Below are 14872 nucleotides of genomic sequence, written 5' to 3' on the forward strand. Positions count from 1 at the left end.
CGCGGTCGCCCCGGCTCCGGCCCGCGATCTCGGCTGGGTGACGGCCATCTCAGCCCTTCAATCCCGACGTCGCCATACCGTCGATCAGATACCGCTGGAAGGCGAGGAAGAAGAGGAGCACCGGCAGCAGCGCCACCAGCGACATCGCGATCATGCCGCCGTAGTTGGCGACCCCCTCCTGGTCGCGGAACATCATCATGCCGAGCGAGACCGTGTACTTGCCGGGCTCGTTGAGGTAGATCAGCGGGCCCATGAAGTCGTTCCAGGCGTTGATGAAGGTGAAGATCGCGCTGGTGATGAGGGCCGGGCGGCACAGCGGCAGCACGATCGACCAGTAGATCCGCGGATGGCCGCAGCCGTCGAGCCGCGCCGCCTCGTCCAGCTCGCGCGGCAGGTTCCGCATGAACTGCACCATGAGGAAGACGAAGAACGCCTCGGTGGCCAGGTATTTGCCGATCAGCAGCGGCACATAGGTGTTGACCAGCTCCACCTTCTGGAACATCACGTACTGCGGGATGAGCAGCACGTGATACGGCAGCAGAAGCGTGCCGATCATCAGCGAGAAGAGCAGGTTCCGGCCGGCGAACCGGATCTTGGCGAAGGCGTACGCCGTCAGCGAGCAGGAGATCAGGATGCCGACGACGGAACCGAGCGCGTAGAAGAGGGAGTTCTGGAAGAAGGTGGCGATCGAGATGTCGGCGATGCCGTCGGCCAGCCCCTTGAAGTTCGCGAGGATCGGACTCGTCGGGAACAGGTCCAGGCTGCCGATGATCTCGCGGCTCGGCTTGAACGAGGCACCGAGGACCCAGAGCACGGGGTAGAGGACGACCGCGAGGACCAGCAGGGCCCCGATGTGCCAGGCGATCGAGCCGGTGCGCTTGCGTCCCGGCTCGCGTGAGCGCCTTGAGGTGGTCGCGGTGCCGGAGCCGAACGCCTTGCCGGTGATGCTGCTCATCGGGCGTCCTCCTCGTAGTGCACCCAGCGCTTCTGCGACCAGAAGAGGACGGCCGTCACCAGCGCGACGGCGAGCAGCAGCATCCAGGCCATGGCGGAGGCGAAGCCCATCTGGGACTCCTTAAAGCCCTTTTGGTAGAGGTAGCAGGTGTAGACGAGCGTGGCGTCGGCCGGACCGCAGGTGGTGTTGGAGACCACGTACGCCGACCCGAAGATCTGGAACGAGTGGATGGTCTCCAGGAGCACGTTGAAGAACAGCACCGGTGAAATCATCGGCAGCGTGATGCTCCAGAACCTTCGCAGCGGTCCAGCGCCGTCCACCTCGGCCGCCTCGTACAGCTCCTTCGGGACCTGCTTGAGCCCGGCCAGGAAGATGACCATGGGGGCGCCGAACTGCCAGACAGTGAGCGCGACCAGGCTGTAGAGCACCCAGTTCGGGTCACCGACCCAGCCTCCGGTGTGCAGGCCGAAGAACGACTGGGCACGGTCCACGACGGCGTCGTCGGAGAACAGCGCGCGCCACACGAAGCCGACCGAGACGCTCGCGCCGATCAGCGACGGGGCGTAGAACGCGGCCCGGTAGAAGGCCTGGCCGCGGCGGCTCTGCGCGAGGAGCAGAGCCACGCCGAGCGCCAGCAACAGCTTGAGCGGTGTGCCGATGACGACGTACTTGGCCGTCACCTCGACCGACTTCTGCCACCGGGGGTCGTCGAACATCGTGGTGAAGTTGTCGAAGCCGATCCACTTCGGCGAACTGAAGAGGTTGTAGTCGGTGAAGGCGAAGTAGAGGGAGGCGGCCATCGGGCCCGCGGTCAGCAGCAGGAAGCCCGCGATCCACGGCGACATGAAGAGGTAGCCGGCGAGATTCTCCCGGCGCCCCCGCCGCCTCTCGGCGACGGGTGCTGCGGGGCTTGTCTCCGGTGCGTCGGCCGGAGAGTCCTTGACGAGCGTCACGGCGGTTCCCATCAGGCGGCGAGGGCGGTCTTCGCCTCGGAGAAGAACTGCTTCACCGCGTCGGAGACCTTGGTCGTGCCCTGCGACATGTCACCGCCGATGCGCAGGAAAGCGGATTCGACGGTGTCGGCACCGGCCGGGTGCGGGGTGATGGTGCCGAGCACACCGGCCGCGGCGACATCCTGCTCGTACTGCGCGATGGCCTTGCTGGGGGCGTCGGCCGGCTGGAACGCGTCGAACTGTTCGGTGGTGGCGAGGATGCCCCGGTCGTAACCCATGATCTTGCCGACCTCGGGGTCGTGGACCATGAAGTCGATGAACTGCGCGACTTCCTTGGGGTGCTTGGTGCGCGCCGAAGCGCTGAGCATCAGGGAGGCGAGGTACTGGCCGGTCTGCTTGCCGTCGGTCGTCGGGATCGGCGCCAGACCGTAACTGCTGTCGCCTTCCGCCGTGTAACGGACCGTGAAGTTGTCCCAGGTGAACTCGGAGGCCGCGTGGCCCGCCGAGAGCGAGGACTTGGGCTTGTCCTGCTCCACCCGCTTGGGATCGGTGATGATGCCGGCCTTGACGCGGTTGTATCCGTCGGTCCACCACTCCGTCAGATCGGCCTCGTCGAAACCGAGTCCGTCCTCGGTGAAGAACGCCTTGCCGTTCTGCCGGAGGTAGAGGTCGTACAGGTACATGATGCTGAAGTAGCCGGTGTCGCCCGCCGTCTTCCGGCTGTCGTGAATCTTCTTGAGCGCGGCGAAGTACTCGTCCCAGGTCCAGCCCTGCTTCGGCTTGACACCGGCCTTCTCGAACACCTTCTCGTCGATGACAAGTGACATGGTGTTGGATCCGACGGGAATGCCGAGCTGCTTTCCGTCGACCTGGCCGACCTTCTCGACTCCGGCACGGAAGTTTTCCAGGCTGAGATTTCCGGCGTCTATCTGGGACTTGAGGTCGAGCAGGATCCCTCGCTTGTCGTACTTCCGCAGAAATCCGACGGCGTTCTGGAATACGTCCGGCGGATTTCCGCCCGCGGCCTGGGTCTGGAACTTCTCCCAAAAGGCCACATAATCCTGGAAGTCCGTCTTCACCTTGATCTTCGGATACTTCTTCTCGAAGAGCGCGATGGACTGGTTGATCCGCTTCGCCCGCTCGTCCGCACCCCACCAGGCGTAACGGATCGTCACCGTCCCGTCCCCGGCACCATCGCTGTCCCCACCGCAGCCCGTCGTCGCGGCCAGCCCCAGCGTGGCCAGCGAAGCCCCGGCCACCTTGAGAACCGTCCGCCTCTCGACACTCCCGTTGTTTCCCACTGTCGGGCCTCCCCGCAACGTCGCCGCCGCCTGCATGAATCGTTTCAAGTAAGCGCTTGCTGGCACAAGGTACGGAGGGCTTCCGGGCGCGTCAATGATTCGGACAGGAATTGATGTGCGGCGCTTCGATCCCGTCGCTCCGGCCCCCGCGGCAGGACCCGCGCACCCGGACAGGAGTACGCAGGTCGGGAGTACGCGGTCGACCTGCCGAACATTCCCGTGACGGACGGGCGAGGTGAGAACGCGGCCGAAAACGTACTACCGCCGGGGGCCTTGAGGGCGGGAGAGAGCGGGCGAGGGAACAGAGCGTGAGGGGTGGGGGGCGATGTCGGGAGGGTCGAGGGCCGGAGGGGGTGGGGCGTGATGGGGCGTCGGGTGAGGGACATGGCCCGAACGGCCTGACCCTGCGGGGGCTCGGCTCGACGCTGCGGGCTTGACGTCGGGCGGCCTGGATGGGTTCGGCGTGGTCCTGCGGGACTTGGCTTGGTGTTGCGGGGCTTGGCTCGGCTCGGCCTGGCCCTGCGGGGCTTGGCTCGGCTCGGCCTGGCCCTGCGGGGCTTGGCTCGGCTCGGCCTGGCCCTGCGGGGCTTGGCTCGGCTCGGCCGGCTCGGTCCTGGGGGCTCGATCAGGTCGGCCCGGCGCTGCGGGGGGGGTGGGCGGGCGAGCCCGTCCTGTGTGCGTCGGCTTGGCTCGACCCTGTTGGTTCGGCCCTGTGCGTCGCTCGGCCCTGTGCGCTCGGCCCTGTTGGGCTCGGCCCTGTTGGGCTCGACCGGACTCGGCTGGATCGGCGATTCCTGCCGAATTCACTCGGGCGACTCAAGTGCCCAGGGCATGCAGCAAGGTGCAGTTCAGCGACGGCGAGCCGATCTGAAGGGCCATCAACGGTGCGTCGATCGGCGCGTCGTGAGCCCACGCCCGAGCGGCCGGGGTGGACCACCGACCTCCTGGATCAGCGCAGGTCAGGCGGCCGACCGACCCATTCAGACGGACCGCGAATCCGCCGCCGTACGGCAGAACGCGCGCGCCGCACCGCAACGCCCGCACGCCGTACGGAGGTGCCCCCACGCCGACACCCAACCGCCTGCCTGCTGCCCGCCTGCCTGCCTGCCTGCCGTACGACGATCTCCGCACCCGACCTCGAATCGACAGCGCCGGTCACCGCGCCGCGTACTGACCGCGCTGCCCCGCCACCCACCCCACACTCGCAACAGCGACGCCAATGCCAATGCCAATGCCAGCAGGAAGAGCACCGCGACGCGACAGCGACAGCGACAGCGGCTGGTCTTACCCCGGATCGAAACCGGGCCGGAGCTCCCATCCCGGAGACCGGGACGACAACGTACTGATCTTGACCATGCCGGTGACCGTCACGAACGGGGCGGGTTTCCTGCGGCACCGAGCGGCGAGCGTCACGCCCGAGCTCACGGCACCGGGCCGCCGGCCGGTCCGCCCCGGTCGGGACAGTCCGCCGGGCCGCGCGACAACGAGAACGGCCCCGGTCCACGGTGTCGTGGGCCGGAGCCGTCTGTCGTATGTGTGGGCGATACTGGGTTCGAACCAGTGACCTCTTCGGTGTGAACGAAGCGCTCTCCCGCTGAGCTAATCGCCCGGGCGCAGGGAGAACATTACCCCATGTCAGGGGGTGGCTTCGACCAGCGGAGACGGCTCGCAGGAGCCCCTGGGCGGCCTCGTCATTCCTTGATGTTCCAGGGCATCTCGAAGCCGAACTTCCAGAGGTACACGCCGACCAGGACGGCCACGATCACGAGGCCGATGGCGGTGAGGATGATGTTGCGGCGCCGGACCTTGGGGTCGAGTGCCCGCTGCGTGGCCTCCGTGACCTTGCGCTTCGTCCAGCGGAGCACCAGCTGGGCCCAGACGAACTCGGTCGCCCAGATCGCCATGCCGCCGAAGATCACCAGCCAGCCGGGACCCGGCAGCGGGAGCATGACCACGCCCGCCGCGACCACCGCGAGCCCGACGATGAAAACACCCACCTGCCAGCTCACGTGCAGCGCGCGGCGCGCCTTGATGAATTGCGGCGCCCGCGAACCGAGCGCTCGCTCATTCTTCGCCTCGTCGTCCGCCATGGCGACCTCGCCCGGCTCGTCACTCCCCGTATTCATACGACCAAACCCTACCCGAGAGAAACCGGTCACCGGAATGGCCCTATCCGGCGAACGCGCCCTCGGCCGGATGAGTTACATAAAGACACGCAAAACACTCAGAGGGGTTTACAACGGCACCGTAGGTGGCATGTCGATTTCGCCGACGTGCGAATCCCCGAGCGCACACTGAGCGAAAGGCCCTGGCGCTTATGAACACCACGGTCAGCTGCGAGCTGCACCTGCGCCTCGTTGTGTCGAGCGAGTCCTCACTGCCTGTACCCGCAGGACTGCGGTATGACACGGCCGATCCCTACGCCGTGCACGCCACCTTCCACACCGGAGCCGAGGAAACCGTCGAGTGGGTGTTCGCCCGCGACCTCCTCGCCGAGGGCCTGCACCGGCCCACCGGTACCGGCGACGTCCGAGTCTGGCCGTCCCGAAGCCACGGCCAGGGCGTCGTATGCATCGCCCTGAGCTCTCCGGAGGGTGAAGCCCTGCTCGAAGCCCCTGCGAGGGCCCTGGAGTCATTCCTGAAGCGAACGGACGCAGCCGTGCCGCCCGGCACGGAACACCGGCACTTCGATCTCGACACGGAGCTCTCACACATCCTGGCCGAGAGCTGACGCGTCACCAGAGCCGCCCGGCGCCGTCCACTCGGGGAGACGGCTCGGGCCTAGACAACCGCATAAGGAAGACATCGGCGCCGGCGTCGCGGAAAGTCCGCGACGGCGGCGCCGATGTGCGCCCACCGACCCGCCCCCAACAAGGCCGGGGCCCTTCGTGCGCCTACCCGACCTCAAGGCCGGAGACCTTGGCGCGCCGACCCGCCCCCCACAGCCGGGCACCTCCGTGCGGCGACCCGCCCCCACAACCGCGGGCACCTCCGTGCGCCGACCCGCCCCCCACAGCCGGGCACCTCCGCCCGACAATCTGATCCCACGGCCGGGCACCTCCGCCCGACAATCTGATCCCACGGCCGGGCACCTCCGCCCGACAACCTGATCCCACGGCCGGGCACCTCCCCCGGCGACCCGCCTCACATCCGGGCACCTCCCCCCGGCGACCTGTCCTCGGCGCGGCCCGGGTCGGGCCCCCGCTCTCCCCGCTCCCCCGCGATCACCGCCCGTCGCTCCTCGGATTCGTCGCCTCGGGCACCGACGGTCCCTCCCCGGAGTCGCTCCCCTCGGGCACCGACCGTCACCCCCGGAGTCGCTTCCCCTCGGGCATCGACCGTCGCCCCCGCAGGCGCCCCTCTCGGGCACAGCCCCTCGCCCCTCCTCAGGCACTGCCCGTCCGGGCCGCCCCAGGAGCTCGGCCGGGCATCCCCTCAGGGCCTTCCGGGCGCGGGCTCCCCGCTCTCGCGGACCCTCGCCCGTCTCCGCCGCGCCGGGAAGCCACTACGATCGGCCAGCATCGGGCGGGCGCCCTCGCCCGACCCCCAGGCCAGGGAGCGAAACGTGCTGATCACCCACGACACCCGGTGTGCGCTCGACGCCGTGGTGGATCTGGTGAACACCGCGCCGGAGGACGAGACGGCGGACGGGCTCGCCGATGTTCCGTCCCTCGCCGATTTCGTACGAAAGCACGAGATCAGCGATGTCGGTGTGCTGTCGGAGCGCGATCTCGCGGCCGTGCACGACATCCGCGGCCGGTTCGCCGGGATCTTCGCCGCCGACGATCCGCGGGTCGCCGCCTCGCTCATCAACGAGCTGGTCGCCGCCGCCGGCACCACACCGCGGCTGACGGACCACGACGGCTACGACTGGCACGTCCACTACTTCGCGCCGGGCGCGTCGGTCTCCGACCACCTCGCGGCCGACTGCGGGATGGCGCTGGCCTTCTTCGTGGTCGCCGGAGAGCAGGAGCGGCTGCGCCGCTGTGAGGCCCCGGACTGCCGTCGGGCCTTCGTCGATCTCTCCCGCAACCGCTCCCGCCGCTACTGCGACAGCCGCACCTGCGGGAACCGGCTCCACGTGGCCGCCTACCGGGCGCGTCGCAAGGAAGCCGCGGGCTGACGGGCCTGCGTCACCGGAACCGCGGCGACAGCGGCGACAGCGGCGACAGCGGCGACAGCGGCGACAGCGGCGAGCGTGACAACACCTGGGGCAGCGGGCGCCGACAGAGCACAGGGCTTTCTGCGGGTACCCGTGCCGGTCGCGTGACGAGTGACGAGAGGGTCGGCCGACGCTCCTGAGAGGCCGGACCGACGGAGCCCTCGGCGGGTGACGCCAGGGGCTCCGTGTACAGCTCAGAGCAGCAGCAGGTCGTGCAGCGAAGCCATGAGCAGCAGACAGCCGATCACCGCAAGGAAGATCATCAGCGGCGGCTGGGAGAGCGCGAAGAGACAACCACGCCGCTCCTCGGGCGGAGCAGCGGTGTCGCTCGGTGTTGTGTCCAGCATCTCGCGGGCGATGATGACGCAGGCGGCACCCGCTTGGCGATCAACACGCTCGGAATATACGGGAGTTCGCTGGATCATGTGACGGGGGCGCTCGAACGTGAACGGTTCCGCGCGTTCCGTGCGACGCGCGTGCGATCTTGTGTCGCGTCAGCCGGTCATATGCCGTGCTTCTTCAGGATCGCCTCGATGTCGCTGAAGTCGTCCCCGGAGCCGTTGGCCCGAGGGGTGGCGGCGGGCCGGACGGCGGCGCCCGTGCCCTGGCCCAGCGACGGGGCCGAAGCCGCGGGAGCCACCGGCTCACGCTGCGCGGCGGCCTTCGCGGCCTTGCGCTGCTTGCGCGTCCCGCCACCGCGACGCTCCACGGCACGGGTGATCATGAACAGCAGCCAGGCGCCGCCGAGCACCACGAAGCCTGCCCACGCGGTCGGACTGAACGCGGTGTCGGCCAGCCAGCCGACCACTCCGGTCATGACCAGGCCGATCGGCACCAGGGAGTAGGCCGCTATGCGAGCGGCCTTCAGGAAACGCTTCCGGTAGGCCGTCACCGCGGCGATGCCCAGGCCGGCGACGGAGACGGCGGAACAGACGGTCTCTGCGATCATTCCGGTCCTCCAGGCAGGGCTCGGTGGGACAGGGCCTCGTTCGTCCCTTCCATCCTGCACCGCAACATGCCCGGTATGCCATGGTCCGGGCAGACCTCAGGGACATCTCGGGGTCGCCGTCCTCCCCAGGTCCCGGTTGGGCCGCCCCCCTCCAGGGCTGGGAGACTGGATCCCATGAACGACTCCTCCGCCTCCTCCGACTCCTCGGCCGCGCGCCCGGCCCCCGTCGTCCTCGACGTGTGGTGCGAACTTCAGTGCCCGGACTGCCGTGGCGCTCTCGCCGACCTGCGCGCGCTGCGTGCCCGCTACGGCGACCGGCTGGAGCTGCGGCTGCGGCACTTCCCCCTGGAGAAGCACAAGCACGCCTTCGCCGCGGCACAGGCCGCCGAGGAGGCCGTCGAGCAGGGCAGTGCCTGGCCGTACATCGAGGCCGTGCTCGGTCGCGTGGAGGAGCTGGACCGCGAGGGCGAGGCCTTCCTGGTCGAGGTCGCGCGGGAACTCGGCCTGGACGCGGAGGAGTTCGACACGGCCCTGATCGACGGCCGGCACATCCTGATCGTGGACGCGGACCAGGCCGAGGGCAAGGCGATCGGCGTCACCGGCACCCCGACGTACGTCATCGGCGGTGAGCGTCTGGACGGCGGAAAGAGCCAGGAGGGACTGCGCGAGCGCATCGAGGAGATCACCGACCGGCTGCTCGCCGAGCAGGCCTGACACCAGCGCCGCGCGCCCCACAACCTGCCTGCCGCAAGGACTCCTTGCCGAGCCGCACGACCGGCGCGCGGCAAGGAACCCTCGCCGAGCCTTGCAACCGGCTTGCCGCAAGCGGTCGTTGTGGGGGTGGGTCCGGGGGCGGGGCCGTCGCTACAGAAGCTCCTTGCACAGGAAGTACTCCGTCGTCTCGTAGCCGAGTGACTCGTAGAGCCGCTCGGCCGGGGTGTTCCCCGCGAAGACGTTGAGACCGATGCGGTTCGATCCGGCGGCCGCCGCCTGTGCCTCGGCGAGCCGCATGAGCGTCCGGCCGTGACCGTGTCCGCGCCGGTCGGCGCGGACGCCGACGTCGTAGACGAAGGCGCGCCCGTCCCGGAGTCCCAGCCAGAGTTCGCCCACGGGGACGCCCTCGTGCTCCAGGACGCTCAGCCGCGTGTTCGCGGTGGCCGGGCCCTGCGGCAGCGCGCCGCCGAAGTCACGGCTCGCCTTGGCGAGCGCCTCGGCCTCCGGCAGACCACGCCGTATCCAGTTCTCGGCGTACGCCTGCCTGCCCGTCCTTTCCCAGATCTCGTACTCGTCCCAGGTCATGGGCCGGTCGGTGCTGCCGGCGGGCAGCACGGGCGCGGGGCCGTCGAGCGCCTTCTCCATCCTGCGGTTGCGCAGGACGTAACCGAGCGCCCTGGTGAGCTCCAGCGCCCCGGCGGCGTCGCCGGGGACGGTCACCTCGATCTGCCGGCAGCCCCAGCCGCGCGCCACCTCCTCGGCGGCCAGCGCGGCCACGGTGCCCCTGCCGCGCCCACGGTCCGGCTCCTCGATACGGAGCTCATGGATCTTGGCGACGGTGGGTCCGAAGCCGGGGTCCGTCGCGAGGTGTACCGCGCCCACGGGACGGCTGTTCACACACACGTGGAAGCGGCGTGAACGCGTCCCGTCGGCGGCGTGCTGAAGCGGCTCGGTCGGCCGCAGGGTCGTGGTCATCAGGGCTGTTGTACCCGCTGACGCGTGCGAGGGCAGCCGAATTACCCGACGATCGAAGGCAGGTGGCCGGAGGCAGGTGGCCGGTGACCCCGGGACCGGGACCGGTCAGGGATCGAGGTCGTCCCCCGCGCGCTCGTCGAAGACGCGCATCGCCTTGGCGGTCACCGGGCCCGGCGCGCCCGGCAGTTCACGGGCGTCGACCCGGTGCACGGCCTGCACATCGCGCAGCGTGGAGGTCAGGAAGATCTCGTCGGCGCGCTCGAGGACGTCCAGCGGCAGGTCGGTCTCCCGGGCACCGGTCCATTCGACCGCGAGGGCGCGGGTGATGCCGGCGAGGCAGCCGGAGGCGACCGGCGGGGTGTGGATCTCGCCGTCGAGGACGACGAAGACGTTGGACCCGGTGCCCTCGCAGAGTTGGCCCACCGTGTTGGCGAACAGCGCCTCGGACGCGCCGTGTTCGCGCGCGCGGGCCAGGGCGACGACGTTCTCGGCGTACGAGGTGGTCTTGAGGCCGGTCAGGGCGCCGCGCTCGTTGCGGGTCCAGGGGACGGTGACGACGGCGGTGGAGTCGGGGCGCCGGTCGGAGGCACCGAGTGCGACGACGAGGGTCGGACCGTGCTCACCGCGGTCGGAGCCGAGCGGGCCGTGGCCGCCGGTGTAGGTGATGCGGAGCCGGCCGAGCGGCATCGGGTTGGCGTCGAGGACGGCGGCGCAGGCACGGCGCACCTCGTCGGCGTCGGGTTCGGGCAGACCGAGGCCACGCGCCGAGCGGGCCAGCCGGTCGAGGTGGCGGGTCAGCGCGAAGGGCCGGCCGTCGACCGCCTTCACGGTCTCGAAGATGCCGTCACCCACGGTCAGTCCGTGATCGAAGACGGAGACGCGGGCGGCCTCGATGTCCTGCAGCCCGCCGTCGAGCCAAAGCTTCACTGGTCCCTACCTCGCATGATGTGCCGGAGCGTCGTCCGGCGTGGCGTTGCGGCCGCGGTCCGGGCACGGTCCCCGGGATCGGTTCAGGACGGGGGAGTCCCGTCACCCGCCTCGTACTTTCCCGACGCTACCGCGAGCAGCCGGGACGCCTTCAGCTCGGTCTCCCGCCACTCCCCCTCCGGGTCGGACCCCCACGTGATGCCGGCTCCCGTACCGAAGCGCAGGACGCCCTCGGCGCGGTCGATCCAGAAGGTCCGGATACCGACGGCCAGCTCTCCGGTGCCGCGGTCGGCGTCGACCCAGCCGATGCCCCCGCAGTACGGGCCGCGCGGCACGGTCTCCAGGGCGTCGATGATCCGCAGGGCGCTGGACTTCGGTGCACCGGTGACGGAACCGGGCGGGAAGGCGGCGGCGAGGAGTCCGGGCCAGCCGACGTCCTCGCGCAGCTCGCCGTGGACGGTGGAGACGAGGTGCACGAGCCCCGGGTGCTTCTCGACGACGCACAGGTCGGGCACGGTCACGGTGCCGGTGGCGCACACCCGGCCGATGTCGTTGCGGACGAGGTCCACGATCATCACGTTCTCGGCGTAGTCCTTGTCCAGGAGGTCCGCCTCGGTGCGTCCGGTGCCCTTGATCGGGCCCGACTCGACGGAACGGCCCCTGCGGCGCAGGAAGAGTTCCGGGGAGGCGGTGGCGATCTCCACGCCGTGCGCGGGCAGCCGAATCGTTCCCGCGTACGGTGCCGGGTTGCCGCGGGCCAGCAGAGCGGTCAGCGCGTCCACGTCCGCGTCGGCGGGGACGGTTGCGTGGAGCACACGGCAGAGGTTCGCCTGGTAGACCTCGCCGGCCGCGATGTGCTCGCGTATGCGTCGTACACCGGTGGTGTACTCGGCGTGGTCGAGGGACGACTTCCAGTCACCTGCCGCCGGGCCGTGCCACCGCCCGGGCACCGGCGCGGGCACCGGCTCCTCTCGTACGTCCTGGAAGCGGGCGCAGGTCAGACGCCCCTCGAAGTCGGCGGAGACGGCCCAGAAGCCGGTCGAGTCCAGGGCCGCGGGATCACTGGTGACATCGAGGAGACCGGTCGCGACGAGGCCACCGAAGCGGGCGAGAGGAGGGAGGTCGAGCACGCAGACGAGTCTAGGGCGGGTGTGCGGCAGGTGCCCTGACCATGTCCTCGGGGGGACAGACCGCAGCACGCTGCACAAACGCGTTTTTGTGCTGGCCCGGGAATCCGCTAGAGTTCAACTCGTCGCCGGGACGCGCAAGCGCAACGGAAACGACAAGCGGACGTAGCTCAGTTGGTAGAGCGCAACCTTGCCAAGGTTGAGGTCGCCAGTTCGAACCTGGTCGTCCGCTCGCAGGATGAGGGGGATCTTCCCGAACCCCCGCACTCCTGGTGGAGTGGCCGAGAGGCGAGGCAACGGCCTGCAAAGCCGTCTACACGGGTTCAAATCCCGTCTCCACCTCCAAGGACGATTAGCTCAGCGGGAGAGCGCTTCCCTGACACGGAAGAGGTCACTGGTTCAATCCCAGTATCGTCCACTGGTCCGCAAGGACTCGATCCGCGAGGATCCCCGCGCGATTAGCTCAGCGGGAGAGCGCTTCCCTGACACGGAAGAGGTCACTGGTTCAATCCCAGTATCGCGCACGCAGCACCAGCAGCAAGCGAGGCTCCGGCCCCGTGACCCGCGCGATTAGCTCAGCGGGAGAGCGCTTCCCTGACACGGAAGAGGTCACTGGTTCAATCCCAGTATCGCGCACCAGCAAAGCCCCCGGCCGTCTCGTACGGTCGGGGGCTTCGTCGTGTTCCGGACACGACGGCCCGTGTCCGGAACACCGAAGCGCCGAATCGCCGAATCGCCGAATCGCCGAATCGCCGAATCGCCGAAGCACGGAGCACGGAGCACCGGAACGCGACGAAGGGGCCCCTCCGCTCGGAGAAGGCCCCTTCGGTCGTTCAGGACGATTCAGGACGAGAAGAGCATGTGGCCGAAGCTCTTGTGCCGGTGGTGGCTGCCGTGGCCGCCGTAGTGACCACCGTGGCCGCCGCCGTGCTGCGGGGCGCCCCAGGCCGGCGCCGGGGTGGACGGGTAGGCCTGCGGGGCGCCCTGGGGCGGCGGCGCGGGCTGGGACCACTGCGACTCCACGCGGGTCAGTGCCTCCAGCTCGCCGTAGTCGAGAAATATCCCGCGGCAGCCGCTGCACTGCTCGATCTGGACGCCATTGCGGTTGTACGTGTGCATCGGCGCATGGCATTTCGGACACTGCATGCTCGGCTCAACTCCTCGCCAGTCGGTACTGCTTCCGCCAGGACAGACTCTGCCCCGCTCCGGTCGGTTGCACCCTACGTTGCGAAACCTTGCGTCAACTCGGGCGGGACCGCACTCATTCGGTCACAGGCGTCGACAACGGCCCGCTGCACCTCGTCCAACGGGCGGTCCGCGGCGGCGGATTTGGCGACGGCCAGGGCCGCGGTCTGCACGGTGAGAGCGCGGGCCGCGACATCCAGGGCGGGCCAGGGATCGCCCGCGGCGGGAACGGCCGGGCCGCCCGCGCCCCGGTAGGCGCTCAGGAAGCGGAGCCACTCGTCGGGCGGGAGCAGCCCGCAGGCGTACCAGGCGGCCGGACGGGCCAGGTCCCAGGTCGGGTCGCCGACGCCCAGGTCGTCGACGTCGATGAGGGCCCAGGGACCGTCCGGCGCGGGGTGGCGTACGAGCTGGCCGAGATGCAGGTCACCGTGGCACAGCGTCTTGGCGTCCGGCATCGGGGCCTCCGCCCGCGCCCAGCCGGGCAGGGCGGCCCAGGCGCGCAGCACCGGGACGGCGCCCGGGTGCGGTCCCGCCGCGCGCAGGCGGGCGATCGCGCGGGCCGCCTTGACGGGGCCCCGCATGGGCGGCAGGCCCTCCGGGGCCGGGGCCCGGTGCAGGTGGGCCAGCAGGGTCGCGGCGGCCTCCCAGGGGGCCGCGTCGGGGGTGTCGGGGTCGACGGGGCCGCCGTACGGCCAGAGCGTCATCCGGCGGCCGAGAAGGTCGGCGGGGGTGGGGTTCAGCGGCGGCAGGAGGATGCCGGGGAGGCTCGCGGCCACGGAGACACGGAGCGCGAGCGCGGCGGGGTCCGTGTCCGGAGCGTGGGCCTTGGCGACGATGTCGCCGTGGCGGACCACTGTGCCGTCGTCCCGGTCCGCGAGGAGCGCGTCCTCGGCGCCGCAGGGGCAGGCCGGAGCCGTCGCCGGGTGGGCCGCGTGGCGTACCGCGGCGGTGAGTGCGGGCAGCAGGGTGTCTGCGGTCACGGGTCCCCCTGAGGCTGTACGACGTCTGTCGGTGAGGGTACGCAGGTGGGGGCGCCCCCGGTGGCCGGCAGCACTCCAGCGCTCCGTCACCGCGTCACTCCAGCACCCCGGCGCCCGTCACCCCGGCGCACCCGGCGCCCGTCATCACAGCACCCCGGCACCCCGGCGCCCCGTCATCACAGACCCCCAGCACCCCGTCACCCCGCAGCACCCGGCACCCGTCACCCGTCACCCGTCACCCCCGCACCCCCGCACCCGGAAAAAGAAGAATGCCCGCGCAGCTCCCCAGCTGCGCGGGCATTCTTCGTGCCGTCCGCCGCACCCCCGTCCCCACGGGGTTTCATGGCCGGATGTCCCCGCCCGGACCGCTCTTCCGGGCCTGGGGCGCCGCTCAGCGCCCCAGCATCACGCCCACGGACGACGCCTGTGTGACCACCGCGTCCCAGCCGCCGAAGACGACTACGAGCAGGGCCGCCAGGGGAAGGACCATCGCTGTCGCCACCAAGGGGTGGCGCTGACCCTGGCGGGTGCCGAACGCGGCGCTGTACGCCTTGCGTCCCTGCGTGCGGAGCGCTGTCCGCGGTGCCGTGTGGGCCATGGTCCCTCTCCTGACCGAGCTTCTGTTGTGTCTGGCAGCGGCGGGT

At 70.2% G+C, this 14872-nt stretch carries 15 protein-coding genes and 6 tRNA genes; 8 read left to right on the top strand and 13 right to left on the bottom strand.

Translation table 11 applies throughout. The features are described from left to right. Positions 1 to 49 precede the first annotated feature (49 nt). The 5 genes from ABZX90_RS18195 to ABZX90_RS18215 all read right to left on the bottom strand — a co-directional run bounded on the left by ABZX90_RS18195 (position 50) and on the right by ABZX90_RS18215 (position 5335). Entirely contained in the window at positions 50 to 955 is a 906-nt protein-coding gene (locus ABZX90_RS18195) for a carbohydrate ABC transporter permease (protein WP_355205984.1), read from the bottom strand. Beyond that, the gene (locus tag ABZX90_RS18200) at positions 952 to 1908 is read right to left on the bottom strand and encodes a sugar ABC transporter permease (RefSeq protein ID WP_355205987.1); all 957 of its coding nucleotides are present in this window, start codon (positions 1906 to 1908) and stop codon (positions 952 to 954) included. Before ABZX90_RS18200 ends, ABZX90_RS18195 begins: the two co-directional genes overlap by 4 nt. Before the next feature lie 11 nt (positions 1909 to 1919). Further along, positions 1920 to 3209, bottom strand: coding sequence for an extracellular solute-binding protein (locus ABZX90_RS18205; protein ID WP_355205990.1), 1290 nt, complete (start codon positions 3207 to 3209; stop codon positions 1920 to 1922). Between the two features lie 1537 nt (positions 3210 to 4746). After that, positions 4747 to 4818: transfer RNA gene (locus ABZX90_RS18210), tRNA-Val, on the bottom strand. A gap of 82 nt (positions 4819 to 4900) precedes the next feature. Then, positions 4901 to 5335, bottom strand: a complete 435-nt coding sequence (locus ABZX90_RS18215; protein ID WP_351130281.1) for a TIGR02611 family protein — start codon at positions 5333 to 5335, stop codon at positions 4901 to 4903. Between the two features lie 191 nt (positions 5336 to 5526). On the opposite strand from ABZX90_RS18215, the gene ABZX90_RS18220 reads away from it, so the two are divergent. Continuing rightward, positions 5527 to 5940, top strand: a complete 414-nt coding sequence (locus ABZX90_RS18220) for an SsgA family sporulation/cell division regulator (protein ID WP_003959770.1) — start codon at positions 5527 to 5529, stop codon at positions 5938 to 5940. An 834-nt stretch (positions 5941 to 6774) separates the two neighbouring features. Continuing rightward, positions 6775 to 7332 (top strand): CGNR zinc finger domain-containing protein, encoded by a 558-nt coding sequence (locus tag ABZX90_RS18225; RefSeq protein ID WP_351130280.1) that lies wholly within the window; start codon positions 6775 to 6777, stop codon positions 7330 to 7332. 233 nt (positions 7333 to 7565) lie between these two features. On the opposite strand, the gene ABZX90_RS18230 is transcribed toward ABZX90_RS18225, so the two are convergent. Together ABZX90_RS18230 and ABZX90_RS18235 are read right to left on the bottom strand one after the other, a co-directional pair. Then, positions 7566 to 7718: a hypothetical protein gene (locus ABZX90_RS18230; protein WP_266756592.1), complete on the bottom strand. Its 153-nt coding sequence runs from the start codon at positions 7716 to 7718 to the stop codon at positions 7566 to 7568. Between the two features lie 155 nt (positions 7719 to 7873). Then, a complete protein-coding gene (locus ABZX90_RS18235) occupies positions 7874 to 8320 on the bottom strand; it encodes a hypothetical protein (protein WP_355205994.1) in 447 nt (148 codons plus the stop codon). A gap of 174 nt (positions 8321 to 8494) precedes the next feature. Here ABZX90_RS18235 and ABZX90_RS18240 point away from each other — a divergent pair, with 174 nt between their 5' ends. Further along, positions 8495 to 9034 (top strand): DsbA family protein, encoded by a 540-nt coding sequence (locus ABZX90_RS18240; protein WP_351130278.1) that lies wholly within the window; start codon positions 8495 to 8497, stop codon positions 9032 to 9034. A gap of 150 nt (positions 9035 to 9184) precedes the next feature. Here ABZX90_RS18240 and ABZX90_RS18245 read toward each other — a convergent pair whose 3' ends face one another. The 3 genes from ABZX90_RS18245 to ABZX90_RS18255 all read right to left on the bottom strand — a co-directional run bounded on the left by ABZX90_RS18245 (position 9185) and on the right by ABZX90_RS18255 (position 12066). Beyond that, positions 9185 to 10009 (bottom strand): GNAT family N-acetyltransferase, encoded by an 825-nt coding sequence (locus tag ABZX90_RS18245; RefSeq protein WP_355205997.1) that lies wholly within the window; start codon positions 10007 to 10009, stop codon positions 9185 to 9187. A gap of 105 nt (positions 10010 to 10114) precedes the next feature. Next, positions 10115 to 10936 (bottom strand): aminodeoxychorismate lyase, encoded by an 822-nt coding sequence (locus tag ABZX90_RS18250; RefSeq protein ID WP_351130275.1) that lies wholly within the window; start codon positions 10934 to 10936, stop codon positions 10115 to 10117. An 83-nt stretch (positions 10937 to 11019) separates the two neighbouring features. Continuing rightward, entirely contained in the window at positions 11020 to 12066 is a 1047-nt protein-coding gene (locus ABZX90_RS18255; RefSeq protein WP_355206000.1) for a chorismate-binding protein, read from the bottom strand. Between the two features lie 156 nt (positions 12067 to 12222). Between ABZX90_RS18255 and ABZX90_RS18260 the strand changes: the two genes are divergently transcribed. The 5 genes from ABZX90_RS18260 to ABZX90_RS18280 all read left to right on the top strand — a co-directional run bounded on the left by ABZX90_RS18260 (position 12223) and on the right by ABZX90_RS18280 (position 12702). Then, a tRNA-Gly gene (locus ABZX90_RS18260) sits at positions 12223 to 12295 on the top strand. A gap of 39 nt (positions 12296 to 12334) precedes the next feature. Further along, positions 12335 to 12408 (top strand) — tRNA-Cys (locus ABZX90_RS18265). 1 nt (position 12409) lies between these two features. Continuing rightward, positions 12410 to 12481, top strand: a tRNA-Val gene (locus ABZX90_RS18270). A 34-nt stretch (positions 12482 to 12515) separates the two neighbouring features. Continuing rightward, positions 12516 to 12587: transfer RNA gene (locus tag ABZX90_RS18275), tRNA-Val, on the top strand. A 40-nt stretch (positions 12588 to 12627) separates the two neighbouring features. Next, positions 12628 to 12702, top strand: a tRNA-Val gene (locus ABZX90_RS18280). Between the two features lie 204 nt (positions 12703 to 12906). Here ABZX90_RS18280 and ABZX90_RS18285 read toward each other — a convergent pair. The 3 genes from ABZX90_RS18285 to ABZX90_RS18295 form a co-directional block, all read right to left on the bottom strand. After that, positions 12907 to 13209 (bottom strand): zf-TFIIB domain-containing protein, encoded by a 303-nt coding sequence (locus ABZX90_RS18285; protein ID WP_351130270.1) that lies wholly within the window; start codon positions 13207 to 13209, stop codon positions 12907 to 12909. 74 nt (positions 13210 to 13283) lie between these two features. After that, a complete protein-coding gene (locus tag ABZX90_RS18290; RefSeq protein ID WP_355206003.1) occupies positions 13284 to 14228 on the bottom strand; it encodes an aminoglycoside phosphotransferase family protein in 945 nt (314 codons plus the stop codon). Positions 14229 to 14619: 391 nt separating this feature from the next. Continuing rightward, positions 14620 to 14826 carry a hypothetical protein gene (locus ABZX90_RS18295; protein WP_351130265.1) on the bottom strand — a complete coding sequence of 69 codons (207 nt, stop codon included), beginning with the start codon at positions 14824 to 14826 and terminating at the stop codon, positions 14620 to 14622. Positions 14827 to 14872: the final 46 nt, after the last annotated feature.

The organism is Streptomyces sp. NPDC002935 (assembly GCF_040611295.1).
Classification (GTDB): Bacteria; Actinomycetota; Actinomycetes; order Streptomycetales; family Streptomycetaceae; genus Streptomyces.

Coding starts and splice junctions, on each gene's coding strand:
- ABZX90_RS18245 (WP_355205997.1), bottom strand. CDS start 10,009: ATGACCACGACCCTGCGGCCGACCGAGCCGCTTCAGCACGCCGCCGAC.
- ABZX90_RS18235 (WP_355205994.1), bottom strand. CDS start 8,320: ATGATCGCAGAGACCGTCTGTTCCGCCGTCTCCGTCGCCGGCCTGGGC.
- ABZX90_RS18220 (WP_003959770.1), top strand. CDS start 5,527: ATGAACACCACGGTCAGCTGCGAGCTGCACCTGCGCCTCGTTGTGTCG.
- ABZX90_RS18240 (WP_351130278.1), top strand. CDS start 8,495: ATGAACGACTCCTCCGCCTCCTCCGACTCCTCGGCCGCGCGCCCGGCC.
- ABZX90_RS18285 (WP_351130270.1), bottom strand. CDS start 13,209: ATGCAGTGTCCGAAATGCCATGCGCCGATGCACACGTACAACCGCAAT.
- ABZX90_RS18230 (WP_266756592.1), bottom strand. CDS start 7,718: ATGCTGGACACAACACCGAGCGACACCGCTGCTCCGCCCGAGGAGCGG.
- ABZX90_RS18215 (WP_351130281.1), bottom strand. CDS start 5,335: ATGAATACGGGGAGTGACGAGCCGGGCGAGGTCGCCATGGCGGACGAC.
- ABZX90_RS18295 (WP_351130265.1), bottom strand. CDS start 14,826: ATGGCCCACACGGCACCGCGGACAGCGCTCCGCACGCAGGGACGCAAG.
- ABZX90_RS18195 (WP_355205984.1), bottom strand. CDS start 955: ATGAGCAGCATCACCGGCAAGGCGTTCGGCTCCGGCACCGCGACCACC.